The 19,728-nt window shown below is 35.3% G+C and carries 20 protein-coding genes; 10 read left to right on the forward strand and 10 right to left on the reverse strand.

Annotated features, from left to right (window positions below):
• Positions 1-60: 60 nt before the first annotated feature.
• The 3 genes from H4O20_RS10640 to H4O20_RS10650 all read right to left on the reverse strand — a co-directional run bounded on the left by H4O20_RS10640 (position 61) and on the right by H4O20_RS10650 (position 2,469).
• On the reverse strand, positions 61-375 hold the full coding sequence (locus H4O20_RS10640) for a DUF3784 domain-containing protein (protein WP_139854109.1): 315 nt from the start codon (positions 373-375) through the stop codon (positions 61-63).
• 109 nt (positions 376-484) lie between these two features.
• A complete protein-coding gene (locus tag H4O20_RS10645) occupies positions 485-1,777 on the reverse strand; it encodes an aminopeptidase P family protein (protein ID WP_185099242.1) in 1,293 nt (430 codons plus the stop codon).
• A gap of 194 nt (positions 1,778-1,971) precedes the next feature.
• On the reverse strand, positions 1,972-2,469 hold the full coding sequence (locus tag H4O20_RS10650) for a GreA/GreB family elongation factor (protein WP_139854111.1): 498 nt from the start codon (positions 2,467-2,469) through the stop codon (positions 1,972-1,974).
• A 148-nt stretch (positions 2,470-2,617) separates the two neighbouring features.
• Between H4O20_RS10650 and H4O20_RS10655 the strand changes: the two genes are divergently transcribed.
• From H4O20_RS10655 to H4O20_RS10675, 5 genes are all read left to right on the forward strand, one after another.
• Positions 2,618-3,793: a dicarboxylate/amino acid:cation symporter gene (locus H4O20_RS10655; RefSeq protein WP_139854112.1), complete on the forward strand. Its 1,176-nt coding sequence runs from the start codon at positions 2,618-2,620 to the stop codon at positions 3,791-3,793.
• Positions 3,794-3,983: 190 nt separating this feature from the next.
• A complete protein-coding gene (locus H4O20_RS10660; protein WP_139854113.1) occupies positions 3,984-4,640 on the forward strand; it encodes a succinate dehydrogenase cytochrome b subunit in 657 nt (218 codons plus the stop codon).
• Positions 4,641-4,660: 20 nt separating this feature from the next.
• Entirely contained in the window at positions 4,661-6,664 is a 2,004-nt protein-coding gene (locus H4O20_RS10665; protein ID WP_139854114.1) for a fumarate reductase/succinate dehydrogenase flavoprotein subunit, read from the forward strand.
• Between the two features lie 3 nt (positions 6,665-6,667).
• The gene (locus tag H4O20_RS10670) at positions 6,668-7,414 is read left to right on the forward strand and encodes a succinate dehydrogenase/fumarate reductase iron-sulfur subunit (RefSeq protein WP_139854115.1); all 747 of its coding nucleotides are present in this window, start codon (positions 6,668-6,670) and stop codon (positions 7,412-7,414) included.
• Between the two features lie 178 nt (positions 7,415-7,592).
• On the forward strand, positions 7,593-8,225 hold the full coding sequence (locus tag H4O20_RS10675) for a transglutaminase domain-containing protein (RefSeq protein WP_158319103.1): 633 nt from the start codon (positions 7,593-7,595) through the stop codon (positions 8,223-8,225).
• A 55-nt stretch (positions 8,226-8,280) separates the two neighbouring features.
• On the opposite strand, the gene rpmA is transcribed toward H4O20_RS10675, so the two are convergent.
• From rpmA to H4O20_RS10690, 3 genes are all read right to left on the reverse strand, one after another.
• A complete protein-coding gene (gene rpmA / locus H4O20_RS10680; protein ID WP_139854117.1) occupies positions 8,281-8,544 on the reverse strand; it encodes a 50S ribosomal protein L27 in 264 nt (87 codons plus the stop codon).
• A 35-nt stretch (positions 8,545-8,579) separates the two neighbouring features.
• Positions 8,580-9,245: a 50S ribosomal protein L21 gene (gene rplU / locus H4O20_RS10685; RefSeq protein ID WP_139854118.1), complete on the reverse strand. Its 666-nt coding sequence runs from the start codon at positions 9,243-9,245 to the stop codon at positions 8,580-8,582.
• A gap of 267 nt (positions 9,246-9,512) precedes the next feature.
• Positions 9,513-9,971, reverse strand: a complete 459-nt coding sequence (locus tag H4O20_RS10690; protein ID WP_185099243.1) for a DUF4199 domain-containing protein — start codon at positions 9,969-9,971, stop codon at positions 9,513-9,515.
• 280 nt (positions 9,972-10,251) lie between these two features.
• Here H4O20_RS10690 and H4O20_RS10695 point away from each other — a divergent pair, with 280 nt between their 5' ends.
• The gene (locus tag H4O20_RS10695; protein ID WP_139854120.1) at positions 10,252-11,568 is read left to right on the forward strand and encodes a pitrilysin family protein; all 1,317 of its coding nucleotides are present in this window, start codon (positions 10,252-10,254) and stop codon (positions 11,566-11,568) included.
• A 21-nt stretch (positions 11,569-11,589) separates the two neighbouring features.
• A complete protein-coding gene (locus H4O20_RS10700) occupies positions 11,590-13,644 on the forward strand; it encodes a pitrilysin family protein (protein WP_139854121.1) in 2,055 nt (684 codons plus the stop codon).
• A 79-nt stretch (positions 13,645-13,723) separates the two neighbouring features.
• On the opposite strand, the gene gldD is transcribed toward H4O20_RS10700, so the two are convergent.
• From gldD to mutY, 4 genes are all read right to left on the reverse strand, one after another.
• Positions 13,724-14,287, reverse strand: coding sequence for a gliding motility lipoprotein GldD (gene gldD / locus H4O20_RS10705; RefSeq protein ID WP_206735936.1), 564 nt, complete (start codon positions 14,285-14,287; stop codon positions 13,724-13,726).
• Positions 14,274-15,596 carry a gliding motility-associated protein GldE gene (locus H4O20_RS10710; RefSeq protein WP_139854122.1) on the reverse strand — a complete coding sequence of 441 codons (1,323 nt, stop codon included), beginning with the start codon at positions 15,594-15,596 and terminating at the stop codon, positions 14,274-14,276. The genes gldD and H4O20_RS10710 overlap by 14 nt, the downstream gene beginning before the upstream one ends.
• 21 nt (positions 15,597-15,617) lie before the next feature.
• Positions 15,618-16,073 (reverse strand): single-stranded DNA-binding protein, encoded by a 456-nt coding sequence (locus H4O20_RS10715; RefSeq protein ID WP_139854123.1) that lies wholly within the window; start codon positions 16,071-16,073, stop codon positions 15,618-15,620.
• 112 nt (positions 16,074-16,185) lie between these two features.
• Positions 16,186-17,250, reverse strand: a complete 1,065-nt coding sequence (gene mutY, locus H4O20_RS10720) for an A/G-specific adenine glycosylase (protein WP_185099244.1) — start codon at positions 17,248-17,250, stop codon at positions 16,186-16,188.
• A 129-nt stretch (positions 17,251-17,379) separates the two neighbouring features.
• On the opposite strand from mutY, the gene H4O20_RS10725 reads away from it, so the two are divergent.
• The 3 genes from H4O20_RS10725 (at position 17,380) to H4O20_RS10730 (ending at position 19,590) form a co-directional block, all read left to right on the forward strand.
• The gene (locus H4O20_RS10725; RefSeq protein WP_139854125.1) at positions 17,380-17,670 is read left to right on the forward strand and encodes an HU family DNA-binding protein; all 291 of its coding nucleotides are present in this window, start codon (positions 17,380-17,382) and stop codon (positions 17,668-17,670) included.
• Positions 17,671-17,695: 25 nt separating this feature from the next.
• A complete protein-coding gene (locus H4O20_RS15175; RefSeq protein WP_260402674.1) occupies positions 17,696-17,830 on the forward strand; it encodes a hypothetical protein in 135 nt (44 codons plus the stop codon).
• A 215-nt stretch (positions 17,831-18,045) separates the two neighbouring features.
• On the forward strand, positions 18,046-19,590 hold the full coding sequence (locus tag H4O20_RS10730; RefSeq protein ID WP_185099245.1) for an Rne/Rng family ribonuclease: 1,545 nt from the start codon (positions 18,046-18,048) through the stop codon (positions 19,588-19,590).
• Positions 19,591-19,728 lie beyond the last annotated feature (138 nt).

Genomic DNA, 19,728 nt, shown 5'->3' on the forward strand with positions numbered 1-19,728 from the left:
TAAACCTATAAAGAGCCCGTTAAAAAAAAGAGGAACACTTTAAAGGTCCTATAGTAAATATTATTTTTTATATGCAGAAGAATTAGATTTAACTATGAAGAAGACAACTGTTCCAATTATCACCGTAAAAAAGACATAGTTTGCTATTTCAGGATTTTCTAGTTTAGAAACCACCATCCCTAAAATAATAAATGCCAATCCTATAACGCCGAAGACAAATCTTAATAATGAAGCTACTTTTTCAATATTAACCTCTTCCTTTTCTGCCTTGGTCATGGTATTATATCCAGCGATAAGAAAGTAAAGCTTGAAATGTTTTACCACTATCCCGAGTACAATAAGAAATACGCCAATAATTATCAATGGTAAATCCATAAACCCAAAGATAAAAAATTATAAAAAATACAAGACAACGTATACAAAAAACCTGACAGGCTTGAGAAACCTGTCAGGTCTTGGGGTTTAAAAATCCTATTTCTTTGCCCTATTTATTCATTAAATCCTCAATCTCTTCTGCTTCAATTGGGATATTACGCATTAAGTTATAAGGTTCACCTGATTTTTGAATAACCACATCGTCTTCAAGTCTGATCCCGAAGCCTTCTTCTGGAATATAAATTCCAGGTTCTACAGTAAACACCATGTTTTCTGTCATTTTTTCCCAAAGCACACCGTAATCGTGTGTGTCTAAACCAATGTGGTGACTTGTACCGTGCATAAAGTATTTTTTATAAGCAGGCCAGTTTGGATCTTGGTTTTTAACATCAGCCTTATCTAGAAGTTTCAAGTCAAGTAGTTCTTTAGTCATTAACTCCCCTACCTCTTTGTGATACTCCTTCCAATAATTTCCAGGCACCAACATTTTTGTTGCATTATCTTTCACGCGATTTACTGCATCGTACACTTCACGTTGACGTTTTGTAAACCTTCCGTTTACAGGAATAGTACGACTCATATCGCTGGAATAATTAGCGTATTCGGCACCAACATCCATCAGTATCAAATCCCCAGCTTTACATTGTTGATTATTTTCGATATAGTGAAGAACATTTGCATTGTTTCCACTTGCAATAATAGGCGTGTAAGCAAAACCACGAGAACGATTTCTTAAGAATTCATGCATATATTCTGCTTCAATTTCATATTCCCAAACACCTGGTTTTACAAAATCTAAAACTCTTCTAAATCCTTTTTCAGTGATGTCACAAGCCTTCTGAAGTATATCTAATTCTATTTGATCCTTAACTGAACGCAGACTCTGTAAAATCGGGTTGCTACGCTCCCAACTATGTGCAGGATATTTAGCTTTTGTAGCTTTTATAAATCTATCCTCACGAGTTTCAGTTTCTACACTTTGTCTGTAGTGTTCGTTAGTATTGAAGTAAATTCGCTCTGCTTGAGTCATAACTTCAAAAAAGATTTTATCGAAGTCTTTTAGCCAGTGAACATTTTTAATCCCTGAAACCTCGTATGCTTTTTCTTTGGTTAACTTTTCGCCTTCCCACACAGCAATATGTTCGTTTGTTTCACGAACAAAAAGCATTTCGCGATGTTCCTCATAGGGAGCATCTGGAAAAAGAACTAATATTGTCTCTTCTTGATCAGCACCAGATAAATAAAACAAATCACGCGCCTGTTGAAATGGCATTGTACTATCTGCACTAATAGGATATGTATCGTTACTGTTAAAAACCGCTACACTTTTCGGCTTCATTTGAGCCATAAAGTTTTTACGGTTTTTTACAAAAAGTTCACTTGGAATTTGATCGTATTTCATTGAATTTATATTTTAGAATAATTGCTGAGAATTTTTTCTACACCAACTTAAAAAACTTTAACCTTAGTTAAATTAGCCGGTGAAATAAAAGTGTAATTGCAAAGCAAAAAGTAATTTATATTGAAAGCCAAAATTAAATATTATAAGCTTAATTACTTAAGAAGTTAGGTTAAAACTATACTAATCTTAACCCATTAGGCAATATCTACAATCTCAAAAAAACGCTCTTCATTCCCTATTTTTAAAACTGCTTTTTCGCCAACTTTCTTACTTATAAGCGCTTTTGCAAGCGGGGAAATAAATGAAATTTTTCCTTTGGCAATATTCGCTTCATCCACTCCAACTATTTGGTAATGCTGCAGCTTTGGGTTGTTGCCAATTGATAAGGTTAACCGCGCACCAAATCTCACTTCATCCTTCGGTTGCTGATCGATATCTATAATTTTTGCAGTATTTATCCTATTCAGCAGAAGTTGAAGTTTTGCATTAATGTGATTGACTGCAATTCGTCTGTCACTTTCGTTTGTAACTTCAAGATTCTCCTTTTCATCAATTAACGATTGCTTTTCTTCCAAGAGTTCATCCATTCCAATTTGAGTAACGTAATTTGTTACGCCCTCAGGTAAATCTGCTCTTGGTGGAACAATAGGGATTTCCTCTTGATCATCTTCTTTTACAAAACCTCTACTCATAATTATTTATTTAATTTTTTAAAAATTCATGCAACTAATAAAATACATAATAAATGTAATAGCATAAGCAATCTCTACAATGGCTGTATATTTACACCTTTCTTTTTATCTGTAAAGAATCAGAAAAGCACTTAAACAGCATTTACTAATGAAGCACATCTACACAAACTTACTATTTAAAGTTTTTATAGCCATAGTATTAGGTATTGTATTCGGGCAAATCTTACCTGAATCTGTTAACCGAATTTTCACCACTTTCAATGCCTTTTTTGGACAGTTTTTAAGCTTTTCCATTCCTCTAATTATTATGGGACTAATAATGCCAGCCATTTCCGATTTGGGAAGAGGCGCGGGAAAATTATTGTTAATTACTGCTTTGATCGCCTACGGATCTACCCTGTTTTCGGGGTTTATGACGTATTTTTCCGCATCCAATATTTTCCCTTTTCTTTTAGAATCACACGTTAATGATGCAGGTCAAATTGTAGATTCTGGCAAAGAACTAACCCCGTACTTTAGTATTAACATTCCTCCTATATTAGATGTTATGTCGGCATTAGTTTTGGCCTTTGTCGTTGGTTTGGGATTATCTTTTCAAGAGAAGTCTAGTTTAAAGCTTGTGGTTAAAGATTTTCAGAAAATCATAATGCAATTGATTGAAAATGTAATTGTGCCTTTACTTCCACTTTTTATCTTAGGAATATTTGTTAGCATGTCTTTTAATGGAAAGGTGTTTTCAATTCTTTCGGTCTTCATAAGCATAATAGGCGTGATTTTCGCATTACACATTTTATTATTATTGCTTCAATACACTATCGCTGGTGTACTTGTTAAAAAAAATCCAATTAAATTATTAGCTACTATGATGCCGGCATATTTCACGGCATTAGGCACACAATCTTCTGCAGCAACAATTCCTGTAACATTAGAACAAACAAAGAAAAATGGTGTTTCTGAAAAAATTGCAGGTTTTGTTATACCGCTATGTGCTACCATACATTTATCTGGTAGTATTATGAAAATAACCGCCTGTGCTATGGCATTAATGATTTTACAAGGAATACCTTTTAGCTTTACGCTTTTTGCTGGATTTATATTTGTATTAGGAATCGCAATGATTGCAGCACCTGGTGTTCCAGGAGGTGCAATTATGGCTGCGGTAGGAATTTTACAATCTATGCTAGGCTTTAATGAAGAAATGATTGGTCTTATGATAGCTCTATATATCGCAATGGATAGTTTTGGAACTGCTTGCAATGTTACTGGCGATGGCGCTATTTCGCTAGTAGTTGATAAAATCACGAAAGATAAAACTGTTGCTTAATTCTATAAAAAAACAGTATAACAATGGGATTTTTAGATGTTTTCCTTTAAAATAAATAATCAAACTTTAGATTTTAAATAACAATTAGATATTTAAACCAATTCTAAATAGGTTTCAAACAACAAAGAATGTTTGGCAACATGCTGTTTGAAGTGTATTTTTGTGGCACTATTCTAGAAATTAAACAATAATGGCAATACTAACCTCTTCAATTGCACGAAAAGTAGCGATGGCTCTTTCGGGCTTGTTCCTCGTCATTTTTTTGGCGCAACACTTTATTATTAATTTTACATCGGTCTTAGACCCTGAAACCTTTAACAGCTTGTCTCATTTTATGGGGCATAATTTTGTAGTTCAGTTTATCGCACAACCTATTTTAATTATTGGAGTTATTTTCCATTTTGTAATGGGTATTATCCTTGAAATTAGAAACCGCAGTGCAAGACAAATTAGCTACAAATCTTATAAAGGAAACAAAAACTCTTCTTGGGCTTCGCGAAATATGATTATTAGCGGTGCTGTAATCTTAGCGTTTTTAGGTCTTCACTTCTACGATTTCTGGTTTCCAGAAATAGTACATAAGTATGTTGAAAGCCACCCAGTAGATGAAACTCGTTATTATACCGAGTTGCTTCAAAAATTTGAAAGCCCTGTTCGCACAGGATTATACAGTCTTTCATTTGTATTGTTAGCACTTCACCTTTGGCATGGATTTTCTTCGTCTTTCCAAAGTATGGGTTGGAATAACAAGTATTCTAAAGCCTTACAAGGTTTCACGAAGTTTTACGCAATATTTATCCCTTTAGGATTTATTTTCATTGCGATTTATTTACACCTTAATCAATAATCACCACGAAATTAAACGCTATGTCAGTATTAGATTCAAAAATCCCAAAAGGACCCTTAGCAGATAAGTGGACAAAACATAAAAACGACGTAAATCTCGTTAACCCTGCCAACAAACGTAATATAGATATTATTGTAGTTGGAACAGGTCTTGCTGGTGGTAGTGCCGCAGCAACCCTAGCCGAATTAGGCTATAACGTAAAAACATTTTGCTACCAAGATTCTCCTAGACGTGCGCACTCAATTGCAGCTCAAGGAGGTATTAACGCAGCAAAAAACTATCAAGGTGATGGTGACTCTAACTACCGTTTATTTTACGATACTGTAAAAGGTGGCGATTACCGCTCTCGTGAAGGAAACGTTTATCGCCTTGCGGAAGTATCAGCAAACATCATCGACCAATGCGTAGCACAAGGTGTTCCTTTTGCTCGTGAGTACGGAGGTATGCTAGACAACCGTTCTTTCGGTGGTGTTTTAGTTTCACGTACCTTTTACGCTAAAGGACAAACAGGACAACAATTATTACTTGGTGCATATTCAGCAATGAATCGCCAAATAAATAGAGGGAAAATCACTCCTTACAACCGCCACGAAATGCTAGATTTAGTTATCGTAGACGGAAAAGCAAGAGGTATCATCGCTCGCGATTTAATTACTGGTGAAATTGAAAGACATTCAGCTCACGCAGTAGTAATCGCATCTGGTGGATACGGAAACGCATTCTTCTTATCGACAAACGCAATGGGAAGTAACGCAACAGCAGCTTGGAAAATCCATAAAAGAGGTGCTTACTTCGCAAACCCTTGCTATACACAGATTCACCCAACATGTATTCCAGTTTCTGGAGACCACCAAAGTAAACTTACTTTGATGTCTGAATCATTAAGAAACGATGGTAGAATTTGGGTTCCTAAGAAAAAAGAAGACGCTATCGCTATCCGTGAAGGAAAGAAAAAAGCTAAAGATCTTTCGGAAGACGAACGTGATTACTACTTAGAAAGAAGGTACCCTTCTTTTGGTAACTTAGTGCCTCGTGACGTAGCCTCTAGAGCAGCTAAAGAACGTTGCGACGCTGGATTTGGTGTAAATAAAACAGGTCAAGCTGTATTCCTAGACTTTGCTAGTGCTATTGAACGTTACGGAAAAGAGCAAGCAGCAATGCACGGAAACCACAATCCATCTAAAGAAGAAATTACAAAACTTGGGAAAGAGGTTATCGAGAACAAATACGGAAACCTTTTCCAGATGTACGAGAAAATCGTTGATGAAAACCCATACGAAAGCCCAATGATGATATACCCAGCAGTACACTATACTATGGGTGGAATTTGGGTTGATTACAACCTACAGTCTACAATTCCTGGTTGCTATGTAACTGGAGAGGCTAACTTTAGTGATCACGGTGCAAACCGCTTAGGTGCATCGGCATTAATGCAAGGATTAGCAGATGGTTATTTCGTATTGCCATATACAATTGGTGATTATCTATCAAAGGACATTAAAACTGGACCAATTCCAACAGATTCTCAAGAATTCGACGAGGCCGAAAACAAGGTTCGCGAGCAATTAGAAAAGCTGATAAACAATAAAGGATCTCATTCTGTAGATTATTTCCACAAGAAGCTTGGACACATTATGTGGAACAAATGTGGAATGGCTCGTAATGCGAAAGATTTAGCGTCTGCAATGACCGAAATTAGAGCTTTACGCGAAGAATTCTGGAAAGAAGTAAAAGTTCCTGGAGAATTGAATGAAATGAATGCAGAGCTTGAAAAAGCGATGCGTGTTGCAGATTTCCTTGAATTAGGAGAATTGTTTGCGAAAGACGCCTTACACAGAAATGAATCTTGTGGAGGACACTTCCGTGAAGAATATCAAACTGAAGAAGGAGAGGCACTACGTGACGACGAAAACTTTATGTACGTTGCCGCTTGGGAATACACTGGAGATCCAGCAACAGAAGTACTTCACAAAGAAGAATTGAAGTACGAAAATATTGAAGTTAAATCGAGATCATACAAATAGACTATGAAACTTACTTTAAAAATCTGGAGACAGAAAAATAGCAAAGCAAAAGGAGAATTAAAAACATATCCTATTGACGGAATAGAAGGTGACATGTCTTTCTTAGAGATGCTCGACGTTCTAAATGAAGAATTAATTAATAAAGGTGAAGAGCCTGTAGTTTTCGATCACGACTGTCGTGAAGGAATATGCGGTGCTTGTTCGTTACAAATTAACGGAGAACCTCATGGACCAGATAGATTGGTTACAACTTGCCAGTTACACATGCGTATGTTTAATGATGGTGATACAATTGTTATCGAACCATTCCGCGCAAAAGCATTCCCTGTAATTAAGGATTTAGTTGTAGATAGAACATCATTTGAAAGAATTCAGCAAGCAGGTGGTTACGTTTCTGTAAACACTTCAGGTAACACTATCGATGCTAACGCTATTCCTGTAAATAAGCAGGATGCAGACGATTCTTTCAACGCAGCAACTTGTATTGGTTGTGGTGCATGTGTTGCAGCTTGTAAAAACGCTAGTGCAATGTTATTCACTGCAGCTAAAGTAAGCCAATTTGCACTGCTTCCTCAAGGGAAAGTTGAAGCAACTGAGCGTGTATTAAACATGGTTGCTCAAATGGATAAAGAAGGATTTGGTAACTGTACAAATACAGGTGCTTGTGAAATTGAATGCCCAAAAGGTATTTCATTAGAAAACATTGCAAGAATGAACCGCGAATACCTAAGCGCAAGCTTAAAAGGATAAAGTAAATTATACCTTATATAACTAAAACCTCTGCAATAATTGCAGAGGTTTTTTTTGTGCTTAAAATCTACAGGGAAAAGCTAAAAAATATTTAACATATTCATTTTAAATAATTTACACTTATATTCGTTTTCAAAGTATAAGAACTAAGCTCTTTATGATTAGAATATATTATTTAATGATTTTTTTTATTTGTTGTAGCCAAACTACTTTTAGCCAAATTGGTCCTCGTGTCTGGAAAAAAGAAGTAAAAACTACCTCAAATAAGAAAGATTCCAAGTTTTCTACAAAGCAATTAGCATATTCAATTACAAAAAATACGATATCAGATTCCGAAAAGGTATTAGAGATTTATAATTGGATTACAAAAAACATTTCATACGATAATGAATTAATGCGAAGTAAGAGTCTACAGAACAGAATATATACTTCAGAAGAAAACGTTGTTAAGAACGCTTTAGAACGCAAAATGGCTTTGTGTGGAGGGTTTGCACTATTATTTAAATCTTTGTGCTCAGACCTTGGCATAGAAGCTAAAGAAGTTCACGGATACACTAAGGATTACACTGGCCGTTTTAAACAAACCAAAACTCCTCACCACACTTGGAATGTAGTAAAATTAAATGGCAAATGGCATTTAATTGATTTAACGTGGGCGGTAAGTCATGGCAATGGCGGGTCTCCAGATAACTTTTGGTACTTAACAAGACCTGAAGATTTTATATACTCTCATTATCCTGAAAATCCTAAGTATACATTATTAAAAGAACCAATATCCTTTTCAGAATTTAAAAACATAAATTCTCATTAATAAAAAAACCTTCACATTTCTGTGAAGGTTTTTTTATCTTAAACAAGATATATTACTATGCCTCAGCGTTTGGAACGATTGAAACGTAGCTCTTGTTATCTTTCTTCTTGGTAAATTTCACAGTACCATCCACTTTTGCGTGAAGGGTATGGTCTTTACCACCGTATACGTTTTCACCTGGGTGATGCGTATTACCTCTTTGTCTTACAATGATATTTCCAGCAACAGCAGCCTGTCCTCCAAAAATCTTAACGCCTAAACGTTTCGATTCCGATTCTCTACCGTTCTTAGAACTACCAACTCCTTTTTTGTGAGCCATTTTGTTTCGGTTTTAAATATTATACTTCAGTAAGATTATTTTTCAATCCCACCATCTAATCTGTCTTGCAATTCTTTTAGCTCATCCCACTTACCATCAGCAGCTAATTTAGCTTGTTTTGGCCAAGTGTCTGTAACTAAATGTGCTAAATTTGAACTTGCTTCAGAAAGAATAGTTGCGATAGCTTCTGGTTTTGCCTTTGCAACTTTAGCAAAGGTATCCAATCCAGCAGCAACCATAGCCTCTGCAGCTTTTGGTCCAACACCTTCAATCTTTTTAAGATCGTCTGCTTTAGCGGCTTTTTTAGGAGCAGCTTTTTTAGCAGGTGCTTTAGTTTCTGATTTTGGAGCAGCTTTTTTAGCTTCTTCCTTTTTAGCAGGTGTAGCTCCTGAAGCTACAATGCTTTCAATTACAATTTCAGAAAGTGCCTGACGGTGTCCGTTTTTAACACGGTAACCTTTACGGCGTTTCTTTTTGAAAACTATAACTTTGTCACCTTTAAGGTGCTTTACGACTTTTGCTCCTATTTGAGCGCCGTTTATAGCCGGGGCGCCTATGGTAATATTGTCGCCGTCACCAATAAGAAGTACATTGTCAAAAGACACTGATTTTCCTTCTTCTACTGGTAAACGATTAACAAAAACCTTTTGGTCTTTCGCAACTTTTACTTGCTGCCCTGCTATCTCTACAATTGCGTACATAGCGAATCGTTTATAAATTAGTTAAACTTAGTTTTCCCTATCGTTTGCGGAAGCTTTAGCCACCGAAGCAAAACAAATTCTGCGTAGGGGGCTGCAAATATAATTTTAAAAAAGGAATTGACAAAGCGTTTTATATTTAATCTTTCACGCTTAATAGACTGATTGACAATTGAATTCAATAAGAAGAAGTGATTTTGCAAGTTTGTAATCATCACATTACTAAGGATTCTATTTAAAACCCCAATTAAAACACTAACAATCAGTCGTTTATTTCATTACATTTCTATTGCCATCTTGAGTGTTCCAAGACGTTTTAAGAAGCTGCATAAAAGAAAGGGTTAAAACTATAGAAGTTGCAAATCCCATAATTAAAATAGACAAAACAAGCATAAGGGTTCCTAAATCATATTCAAGATTCCATTTATTCATAATGCCTGAAGAAAACTCCGTATCAATCTGATACATATATATAGCCATAAAAATTGAAAATAACACCGATGCAATTCCTCCCGAAAACAAACCCACTTCAAATCCTTTTTCATATTTGAAGTTTGTTTCCGATGCAGAGTACTTTTTTAAAGCCATGTAAATTCCAAAACCGAAAATCAGCCCATTTACCGAGCTCAATACAGGGTATTGGTGTAACCCAATAAGTTTTAAAATAAGAAAGTAGGCAATTAGTACTGCTGCAATTCCAAAACCGTAACGTGAATATACTTTAAACATAGTGATTGGATTTAAACCTAAAAGTTACGAAATTTTGTATTAAAAAGTTCAAAACATCAATATAACTTTTTAAAAATTAAACACTTAGATTCAAAATTCACAAACTAAAACATCTAAGATTAGTTGAAATTTTAATTTTTCATCTATAGTATAGTAACATTCTGCTTAAAGCTACGTCAAATTAGCGACTGAGCTTAAAATTAAATTAAACCCAAAAGCTCTTAAAATTAATTAACTTTGTAAGTTAAACTTTCGAATATTTAAACTTTAATTTAAAACGATGAAAAAAACATTTCTAACCGTCTTGTTCGCCTTTATGTTTCTAGTTGGTGCTAAGGCCCAACAAGTTGAATTTGAAGAATACAAATTGGATAACGGACTTCATGTTATTTTATATGAAGACAATACTGCTCCCGTTGCAGTAACTTCTGTGATGTACCACGTGGGTGCAAAAAACGAAACTCCTGGACGTTCAGGATTCGCTCACTTTTTTGAACACTTATTATTTGAAGGGACCGAAAATATTGGTCGTGGAAAATGGTTCGAAATTGTAACATCTAACGGTGGAAGCAACAACGCAAACACTACAGACGATCGTACATATTACTATGAAATTTTTCCTTCAAACAGTGTTGAAACTGGACTTTGGATGGAAAGTGAGCGTATGCTTCACCCAATTATCAACCAAATTGGTGTAGACACACAAAACGAAGTTGTAAAAGAAGAAAAGCGCCTAAGAGTAGATAATCAACCTTACGGTAACATCCTTAAAGCCGTTAAGGAAAACATGTTTAAAAAACACCCTTACCGTTGGACTACAATTGGTGAAATGGAAGATTTAGATGCTGCAACTCTTGAGGAGTTTCAAGCTTTCAACAAAAAATTCTATGTACCTAACAACGCTGTTCTAGTAGTTGCGGGTGATATTGACAAGCCTAAGGTAAAGAAAATGATTAAAGATTACTTCGGACCAATTCCTAGAGGTGCTGAAGTAGTTCAGCCAAATATCAAAGAAGATCCTATTACCCAACAAATTAAAGCTAAATTTTACGATCCTAATATTCAGCTTCCAATGATCATTCAAGCATACAGAACACCTTCTATGAAAGAGCGTGATGCGTATATCTTGGATATGGTTTCAACTATTTTAAGCGATGGGAAAAGCTCACGTCTTTACAAAAAATTAGTTGACGAAAAGAAATTGGCTCTTGAAGTTGCAGCAATTAACTTTAGCCAAGAGGATTACGGTACGTATATTACCTTAGCAATTCCACTTAATAACACACCTCTAGAAACTTTAGATGCTGAAATTTCAGAAGAGATTGTTAGATTACAGAATGAACTTATTTCTGAACGCGAGTTTGAAAAACTTCAGAACATTTACAAAAACAGATTTGTAACGGCTAATGCTACTGTTGCTGGTATTGCAAACTCACTTGCAAACTATTATACTTTTTATGGGGACACCAATCTTATTAATAAAGAATTGGACATCTACAAAAACATCACTCGTGAGGATATTCGTGAAGCAGCTAGAAAATACCTAAACAAGAACCAGAGCTTATATTTAGAGTATTTGCCAAAATCAGAACAATAAAAAACTTAGAATTATTTTAAGATGAAAAAACATATATACCTATTAATAGCAAGTATTTTTGTATCTACGCTAGCAGTGGCGCAGATAGACCGAAGTAAACAACCTAAACCAGGCCCTGCTCCTACAATAAACGTAACGCAACCAGGTACTTTTAATCTAAATAATGGTTTGAAAGTGCTAGTTGTGGAAGACCACACGCTTCCTGCTGTACGTGTACAACTAGTAATTGACAACCCATTACATGCATCTGGGAAAAAAGCGGGTGTTGAAGCTATAGTATCTGCAATGTTGGGAAATGGTACAACAAACATTTCTAAAGACGATTTCAACGAAGAAGTAGATTATTTAGGCGCTAACATTTCTTTTGGTTCAGAGAGCGCTTACGCGAGTTCACTTTCTGAATACTTCCCAAGAATTATGGAGCTTATGTCTGATGGTATAAAAAACCCATTATTCACTGAAGAGGAATTCCAAAAGGAAAAGAACAAAATGATCGACGGTTTAAAGAGCCAAGAAAAAAGTGTTTCAGCAGTTGCATCTAACCTACGTTCAGCATTAATTTACGGGAAAGATCACCCAAAAGGAGAATTTACAACCATTGAAAAAGTTGAAAAATTAACCTTAAACGACGTAAAAGAGTTTTATGAAAACTACTTTAATCCTAAAAATGCTTATTTAGCAGTTGTAGGAGACGTTAAGCAAAACCAAGTTGAAGCTTTAGTTCGTGAGCACCTTAGCGATTGGAAACAAAATCCAGTGCCTTCTGTAGTGTATAGCACTCCTAAAGATGTTCAGTTTACACAAGTTAACTTTATCGATATGCCAAATGCTGTGCAGAGTGAAATTGCTGTACAAAACTTGGTTACTCTTAAGATGAACGACCCTGACTACCCTGCAGTTCTTATTGCAAATAGAATATTAGGAGGTGGTTTCAACAGTTTATTGAACATGAATCTTCGTGAAGCTAATGGATGGACTTATGGAGCGCGTTCAAGTACAGGAGCAGATAAAAACATTACTCGTTTTGTAGCTACTACTAGTGTACGTAACGAAGTAACTGATAGTGCAGTAGTGGAAACTTTAAAAGAAATTCGTTTTATCCGTGATAATAAAGTAACAGCTCAACAATTAGCTAACGCTAAAGCGAAGTATGTTGGTGATTTTGTATTGGCACTTGAGCGCCCGTCTACTATCGCAAACCTTGCGCTAGAAGTTTACACTCAAAACCTTCCTAAAGACTTTTACTCTGGATATCTTAAAAAGATAAATGCTGTTACAGCAGAAGATGTTCAACGTGTAGCAAAAAAGTATTACAAGCCAGGTAATCTTCGTATTGTAGTAGTAGGTAAAGGTTCTGAAGTATTAGAAGGACTTAAAAATCTAAAAAACCACGAAGGAAGACAAATTCCTGTGTACTATTTTGATAAAGAAGGAAACCCAACTACAGAGCCAAACTACAATATGCCTGTAGAATCTGGAGTAACTGCTGAATCGGTAATAAACAAATACATAGATGCAATTGGAGGGCGCAAAGCTTTAGCAGATGTTAAGACTGTAAAAATGGAAGCTGGAGCAGAAATGCAAGGTATGCAGTTAGGTCTTGAAATCAAGAAAACCACTAAAAACCAATCTTCATTAATAGTTTCTATGGGTGGTGCTCCCCTTCAAAAAGTGATTTTCGATGGAGAAAAAGGCTATATGTCAGGACAAGGACAAAAAATGGATTATACAGACGAGCAAAACCAAGCTGCAAAAAAACAAGCTGTTCCATTTGCTGAACTTTCTGCTAAAGACGCAAAACTAGATCGCGTTGAAGAAGGTGCTTATGTTATTGTTTTAGAAGAAGGACAAGAAGCTTTTTACGATAAAGAAAGTGGATTGAAAGTTAAAGAGGTTTCAACACAAGAAATGAATGGGCAAAAAATTTCAACTACAATTGTGTATGACGATTATACTGAAGTAAATGGAATTAAATTCCCTTTCACAATTAAGCAGTCTGCAGGACCTCAAGAGTTAACTTTTAAAGTAAGTAAAGTTTCAATTAACGAAGGTGTAGCTGATTCAGATTTCGAATAATCAAACGAGATTCAGCTTTATAAAAAAACCGCATTAGATTTAGTTCTAATGCGGTTTTTCTATGGAATAGTTTTACTATTTATTCCCAAACTATCGTTTCCATAATCCTTCTAATATCTTCACGAAGATATTCTGCTGCAGGGTAAACAGAGTCGTAATTTGGCTTTGCTTTAAAGTACACAGCACCATTTACAAAGTGACGAATACTATCGGTTACATAAAATTCTGCTTGGGTTGCCGCATTTCCATTTATCATATAAAACATTCCGTACACCTTAGAATCTGGGTTTACAAAAGGATATGCAGGTATGCTATTTGCCTTAATAGTATGGTCGTAGGCTAAACGTTGAGCATCTTGCAGCAATGAATCTAGATTGTTAGCTCTTACCTGCTGGTATGTCATATAAATTGTGGCCTTCATTCTAGGATATTGAATGTTTAGAGCGCAATTATCTTTCTTTTCTATAACTGCATTCTCATTCATTTCAAAAGAAAAAGCACAATTAGGATCTACCGTTTTGTACTCAGGAATAGGGTAATCTAACCTCAGCTGGGCAGCGGGTTTCACTGTAACCTCATCTTCACATGAAACACATATGAAAAGTAGAATTATTGAGGAGAGTATACGTTTATAGATTTTCAATTGTAACTTTTATTTGTTTTATACGTTTGCCTTCAAAAGCTTCAATTACAAACGCATAACCGTGAAATAATATTTTTTCGTTTTTCTTAGGGAATCCCTTTGATACTTCAAGTAGGAAACCAGCTAACGTTTCTGCTTCTCCTTTATTATCTTCAAACTCTTCAGGGTCATCTAGCTTTATCACCTTGTAAAAATCTTTCAGAGGTGTTTTCCCTTCAAAGATAAATGTATTGTCGTCTAGCTTAGAGAAAATAAGATCTTCATCATCAAACTCGTCGCTAATTTCGCCTACAATTTCTTCAATAATATCTTCTAAAGAAATAAGTCCGCTAGTTCCTCCATATTCATCTACCACAATTGCAAGGTGCATTTTCATTTCCTTAAACTCATTCAGCAAATCGTCTAGCTTTTTGTTTTCAGGCACAAAATACGCTTCGCGTTTTAAAGTCTTCCAATCTAGGATTTTTCTATCTGTGTATGGAATTAAGTCTTTTACATATAATACGCCAGTAATATTATCCATGCTATCCTTGTAAACTGGAATTCGCGAATAGCCGTGTTGAATAATATCAGGAAGAATCTCTTTAAAAGATTGATCTTCACTAATAGCGAAAATATCCATTCGGTTTTTCATCACCTGCTTGGTATCTGTATTTCCGAAAGTAACAATTCCCTGTAGTATTTTTTGTTCTTCAAAGGTAGTATCCTGATTAGAAAGTTCTAGCGCCTGTGAAAGGTGATCTACACTAATATTTGATTTTTGCTTACCATAACGATCGTGCAAAAACAATGTTACCGATCGCATAGGAGAACTAATTGGAGACAGTAAAGTATCCAAAACATTTAGAGGTTGTGCCATAAAAACAGCAAAAGAAATCCCATTTCTGTTTGCATAAATTTTAGGCAGAATCTCACCAAAAAGCAAGATTAGAAAAGTTACAACTCCAACTTCTATAATAAAACGAATATCTACACCGTAGTAATTCGTTAGAATATTAGAGAATAAAAGATCGCTCATCGAATCGAAAAGCAGCACTATGGCAATGTTTATGAAGTTATTAGCCACAAGAATCGTTGCCAAAAGCTTTTTCGGTTTCGACAGTAACTTTTCTACTATAGCAAGTTTTTTAGCAATTGCTTTCTCGTTATTCGTCTCAAAGTCTGAAGAAGATAAAGAGAAAAAAGCCACTTCGGCACCCGAAATCAGCGCAGAGCAGCCTAATAAAACAACAAGCAAAACAATACTTGTTATATGAGTAAAGTCCAAAGTATTAATTAATAATAGTAAACCTGGGGGTTCTGTATCCAATTTGATGAATTTAGTTAAACATTAAAAAGGAAGATCGTCCTCTTCTTCAGTAATAGACTTTGCAGCCTGAGATGGTTGAGTAGCCTGTGGTTTTTGAACATTTTGTCCTGGATTATTTTGCGGGGTTTCGTTTCCGCTTCCTTTAGGTGTCAAGAACGTAAAGTCAGTACAATGCACCTCTGTGCTGTATCTATCCAATCCTTTATCATCTTGCCATTTGCGAGTTTTTAAACGGCCTTCAATATAAACCATATCGCCCTTTTTTAAATACTTCTCACAAATTTCAGCAGCTTTATTTCGAACTACAATATTGTGCCACTCTGTATTTGTAACACGCTCGTTTGTAGTTTTGTTTACATAAGTTTCATTTGTAGCAAGAGGAAATCGTCCAATACTATTTCCGCCCTCAAAGTAATGCATCTTTACATCATCACCCGTATGTCCAATCAACATAACTTTGTTCAATGTTCCACTCATATTTTCTTTATTTTATAATTTATGCAAAGGTAAATCTTGTGTTCTAAATATACGGTTTTTTTAAGTTTTAATATAGAATGATTTAAATGAAAGCTATAAACCTAAAATAGATTTAGTAGTTTTCAAAAAATTCTGAAACAAAATTTTCTATTAAAACCGGAACTGCGTAATTATTTATTTCAGAAATAGGGATATCGGCTTGACTACCTTTAGGTGTCTCAATTATCCAAAAGCGGGTGTATAAATGTTGGTGCGAAAGTTTATGAACCACTGCCTCTTCATTAAAAAGCGATATACTTCTAATATCTAAGTTTTCTGAAAAATCTTGAAACTGTGGGAGGTTTTTTAAATCCTCGATGTCGACTTCCTCTGAAGTTTCAACCAATGGAAACTCATAAAGTTTATGCCAAATTCCCTTTCCGATTCGTTGTTTAAGAATAGTATTTTCGTTTTCTGATAGAACAACTAGATAATTAAAATATCTTTTCTTTACGGGTTTAGCTTTAATTTTTACAGGAAATTCCTCTACTTCATTCTTCTGAAAAGCAACACAACTATCATTAAAAATACAACTATTGCAATCTGGATTTCTAGGCACACAATGTCTCGCTCCAAATTCCATAATAGCTTGGTTAAAAGTGCCAGGTTGTTTCTTATCTATTAATTGTTGGGCTAGAACTTTGAATTCTTTTGGTCCATTTCCTTTATTAATAGGTGTAGATATTCCAAAAACACGAGATAGCACTCGGTAAACATTGCCATCTACTACCGCTTGCGGTTCATTAAAGCATATACTTGCAATAGCACTTGCGGTGTATTCCCCTACTCCCTTTAATTTTAATAAGTTCTTATAGTTATCAGGAAAAACCCCATTCATATCTTCGGTTACCATTTTCGCAGTAGCATGGAGGTTCCGTGCTCGAGAATAATATCCTAATCCTTGCCATAGTTTCAAAACTTCATCCTCAGGTGAATTTGCTAAATCTTGAACCGTAGGATAGGCGCTTATAAACTTTAAATAATAAGGTAATCCTTGCGCAACTCGCGTTTGTTGCAGCATAATTTCTGACAGCCAAATATGATATGGACTTACTGTTTTTCGCCACGGGAGATCTCGCTTATTATCTAAATACCACGAAATTAGCCTTTTGGAAAAGTGAGGGTTTAAAATTGACATTGGGTAAAAATAATCTATATTCCATTAAATTTTAAAGGATTATGCTTTGATTTATTGATTTTAAAATATGTATATTTGCAGACCCAAAAAAACTCTAGTAAAAGAATAATTAATTAAAATACACATATAATGACGAAAGCAGATATCGTAGCTAAGATTTCAGAAAGATTAGGAATGGAAAAGAATGAAGTTCAAGCTACTGTTGAAACCTTTATGGAAGAAGTGAAGAATTCTCTTGAAGGTGGTGACAACGTTTATTTAAGAGGTTTCGGTAGTTTTATTATTAAAACTAGAGCCGAAAAAACTGGAAGAAATATTTCAAAAAACACAACAATAAAAATCCCTGCTCACAATATCCCGGCTTTTAAACCTGCAAAAGTATTTGTTGAAGGTGTAAAAACCAATGTGGAAATAAAATAGTAATAACCAGTTTGGTTCCGACTCGATGAATTTCGAGGAAGGGATGGAACACAAAAAAGACTTTAGTATGCCAAGTGGTAAAAAAAGAAAAAGACATAAGGTAGCGACTCACAAACGTAAAAAGCGTCGTCGCGCTAACCGTCATAAGAAGAAAAAGTAGTTCTAAACTACTTTTTCTGTTTTAAAAGTAATTTGGCAACTGCATTTAGGTGTGGTTGCCAAATAAAACAAACGAAATATCGTTCTTTGAAAATGAGATTGCAACAACCTTCTTTTGGTTTTGGTGCGGTTTCGCCGGGTTTTAATTAAAAACCTGTGAAAAAATATTGTTTAATAAGTTCCGATTATACGTCGGGACAACAAAATTAATGTAACGTGAACTACGAATTATTTATTAGGTCCGGTTCACAAGAAGTTGATTTTGCCCTATTAAAGGATGGAAAACTTATAGAGCTTCACAAAGAGGATGAGGATAATAATTTTACGGTTGGCGACATCTTTCTTGCCAAAATACGTAAAACAGTCCCAGGTTTAAACGCCGCCTTTGTAAATGTGGGTTACGAAAAAGATGGTTTTTTACACTATCACGATCTCGGCCCTAAAGTATCTTCACTTTTAAAATTTGTTAAAGGTGTAAGTACAGGAAAACTAAAAGATTATACTCTAAAAGACTTCCCATTCGAAAAAGAGATTGATAAGCATGGCAACATTAATAATGCCTTGAAAAACAATCAATCTATCTTGGTTCAAATAGTAAAAGAACCCATATCTACCAAAGGACCCCGTATAAGCTCTGAGCTATCTATAGCCGGAAGATATATTGTATTGGTTCCTTTTTCTGATCGTGTTTCTGTTTCTCAAAAAATAGAAAGTAACGAAGAAAAAGACAGGTTAAAACGCTTGATTAAAAGCATTAAACCAAAAGGATTTGGCGTTATTATACGTACCGTAGCCGAGGGCAAAAAAGTAGCAGAACTGGACAAAGACTTACAGAATCTTATGGAACGCTGGATAGCGATGTGTAAGAAGCTACAAGGGGCGCACCACCCTTCAAAAGTGCTAAGCGAGCTAAATAGAGGAGCTTCTCTAATCCGCGATATGTTTAACGATTCATTCTCAGCAATACATATCGACGATGAAACTCTATACTTGCAAATAAAAGATTATGTGCAGGAGATTGCACCAAACAAAGACAATATCGTAAAGCATTATGATTCTAATGTTCCAATGTTTGAAAAATTTGGAATTGAACGACAAATAAAAACTTCTTTCGGAAAATCTGTTACAGGTAGTAAAGGGGCTTATTTAGTTATAGAACATACAGAAGCCATGCACGTAATAGACGTGAATAGTGGTAACCGAAGTAACAAGCAAAAAACACAGGAAGACACAGCGTTAGAAGTGAATTTAATTGCTGCTACCGAGGTAGCAAGACAGCTTAGGTTACGCGATATGGGAGGAATAATTGTGGTAGATTTTATCGATCTGGCAAATGCCGCACACCGCAAACAGCTCTACAACCACCTTCGTGATGAAATGAAGGACGATAGAGCAAAGCACAAAATACTCCCACCAAGTAAATTTGGGTTAATACAAATAACCCGTCAACGAGTTAGGCCAGAGTTGAACATCAAAACTCGCGAAGAAGATCCTAGTAATGGAGGCGATGGCGAGATTGAAGCACCTATAATCGTTATAAACAGAATTAATGAAGAGGTAAAACGCCTTTTCAAAAAAGACTATAAAAAGATAACACTTAATACACATCCTTTTATAGCAGCCTTTTTAACAAAAGGTTTCCCAAGCGTCCGAACCAAATGGTTTTTGGAACATAAAAAATGGGTGAAAATTCAACCTCGAGATGCATACACATATCTCGAATATCATTTCCACGATAAAGATGGAAAACTGATAAAATAATTTTAAACCCCTTTTGAAGAAATTCTTCGAAAGGGGTTTTTTTGTGTCTTTAAGTTTCTAATGTTATAATCGACCTATGTAAGATATCTTTGCGAACTTTGCAATGCAATATTAGCAGAATAACTATCGTAAAGATGC

Origin of the sequence: Aequorivita sp. 609 (assembly GCF_014212065.1) — a bacterium.
Taxonomy (GTDB): Bacteria; Bacteroidota; Bacteroidia; order Flavobacteriales; family Flavobacteriaceae; genus Aequorivita; species Aequorivita sinensis.

Bases quoted from the DNA above. Each gene is read 5' to 3' on its own strand.
- H4O20_RS10660 (WP_139854113.1), top strand. From the start codon at position 3,984: ATGGCAATACTAACCTCTTCAATTGCACGAAAAGTAGCGATGGCTCTT.
- rpmA (WP_139854117.1), bottom strand. From the start codon at position 8,544: ATGGCTCACAAAAAAGGAGTTGGTAGTTCTAAGAACGGTAGAGAATCG.
- mutY (WP_185099244.1), bottom strand. From the start codon at position 17,250: ATGTCAATTTTAAACCCTCACTTTTCCAAAAGGCTAATTTCGTGGTAT.
- H4O20_RS10675 (WP_158319103.1), top strand. From the start codon at position 7,593: ATGATTTTTTTTATTTGTTGTAGCCAAACTACTTTTAGCCAAATTGGT.
- H4O20_RS10700 (WP_139854121.1), top strand. From the start codon at position 11,590: ATGAAAAAACATATATACCTATTAATAGCAAGTATTTTTGTATCTACG.
- H4O20_RS10650 (WP_139854111.1), bottom strand. From the start codon at position 2,469: ATGAGTAGAGGTTTTGTAAAAGAAGATGATCAAGAGGAAATCCCTATT.
- H4O20_RS10695 (WP_139854120.1), top strand. From the start codon at position 10,252: ATGAAAAAAACATTTCTAACCGTCTTGTTCGCCTTTATGTTTCTAGTT.
- rplU (WP_139854118.1), bottom strand. From the start codon at position 9,245: ATGTACGCAATTGTAGAGATAGCAGGGCAGCAAGTAAAAGTTGCGAAA.
- H4O20_RS10655 (WP_139854112.1), top strand. From the start codon at position 2,618: ATGAAGCACATCTACACAAACTTACTATTTAAAGTTTTTATAGCCATA.
- H4O20_RS15175 (WP_260402674.1), top strand. From the start codon at position 17,696: ATGAATTTCGAGGAAGGGATGGAACACAAAAAAGACTTTAGTATGCCA.
- H4O20_RS10670 (WP_139854115.1), top strand. From the start codon at position 6,668: ATGAAACTTACTTTAAAAATCTGGAGACAGAAAAATAGCAAAGCAAAA.
- H4O20_RS10640 (WP_139854109.1), bottom strand. From the start codon at position 375: ATGGATTTACCATTGATAATTATTGGCGTATTTCTTATTGTACTCGGG.
- H4O20_RS10690 (WP_185099243.1), bottom strand. From the start codon at position 9,971: ATGTTTAAAGTATATTCACGTTACGGTTTTGGAATTGCAGCAGTACTA.
- H4O20_RS10715 (WP_139854123.1), bottom strand. From the start codon at position 16,073: ATGAGTGGAACATTGAACAAAGTTATGTTGATTGGACATACGGGTGAT.
- H4O20_RS10725 (WP_139854125.1), top strand. From the start codon at position 17,380: ATGACGAAAGCAGATATCGTAGCTAAGATTTCAGAAAGATTAGGAATG.
- H4O20_RS10645 (WP_185099242.1), bottom strand. From the start codon at position 1,777: ATGAAATACGATCAAATTCCAAGTGAACTTTTTGTAAAAAACCGTAAA.
- H4O20_RS10665 (WP_139854114.1), top strand. From the start codon at position 4,661: ATGTCAGTATTAGATTCAAAAATCCCAAAAGGACCCTTAGCAGATAAG.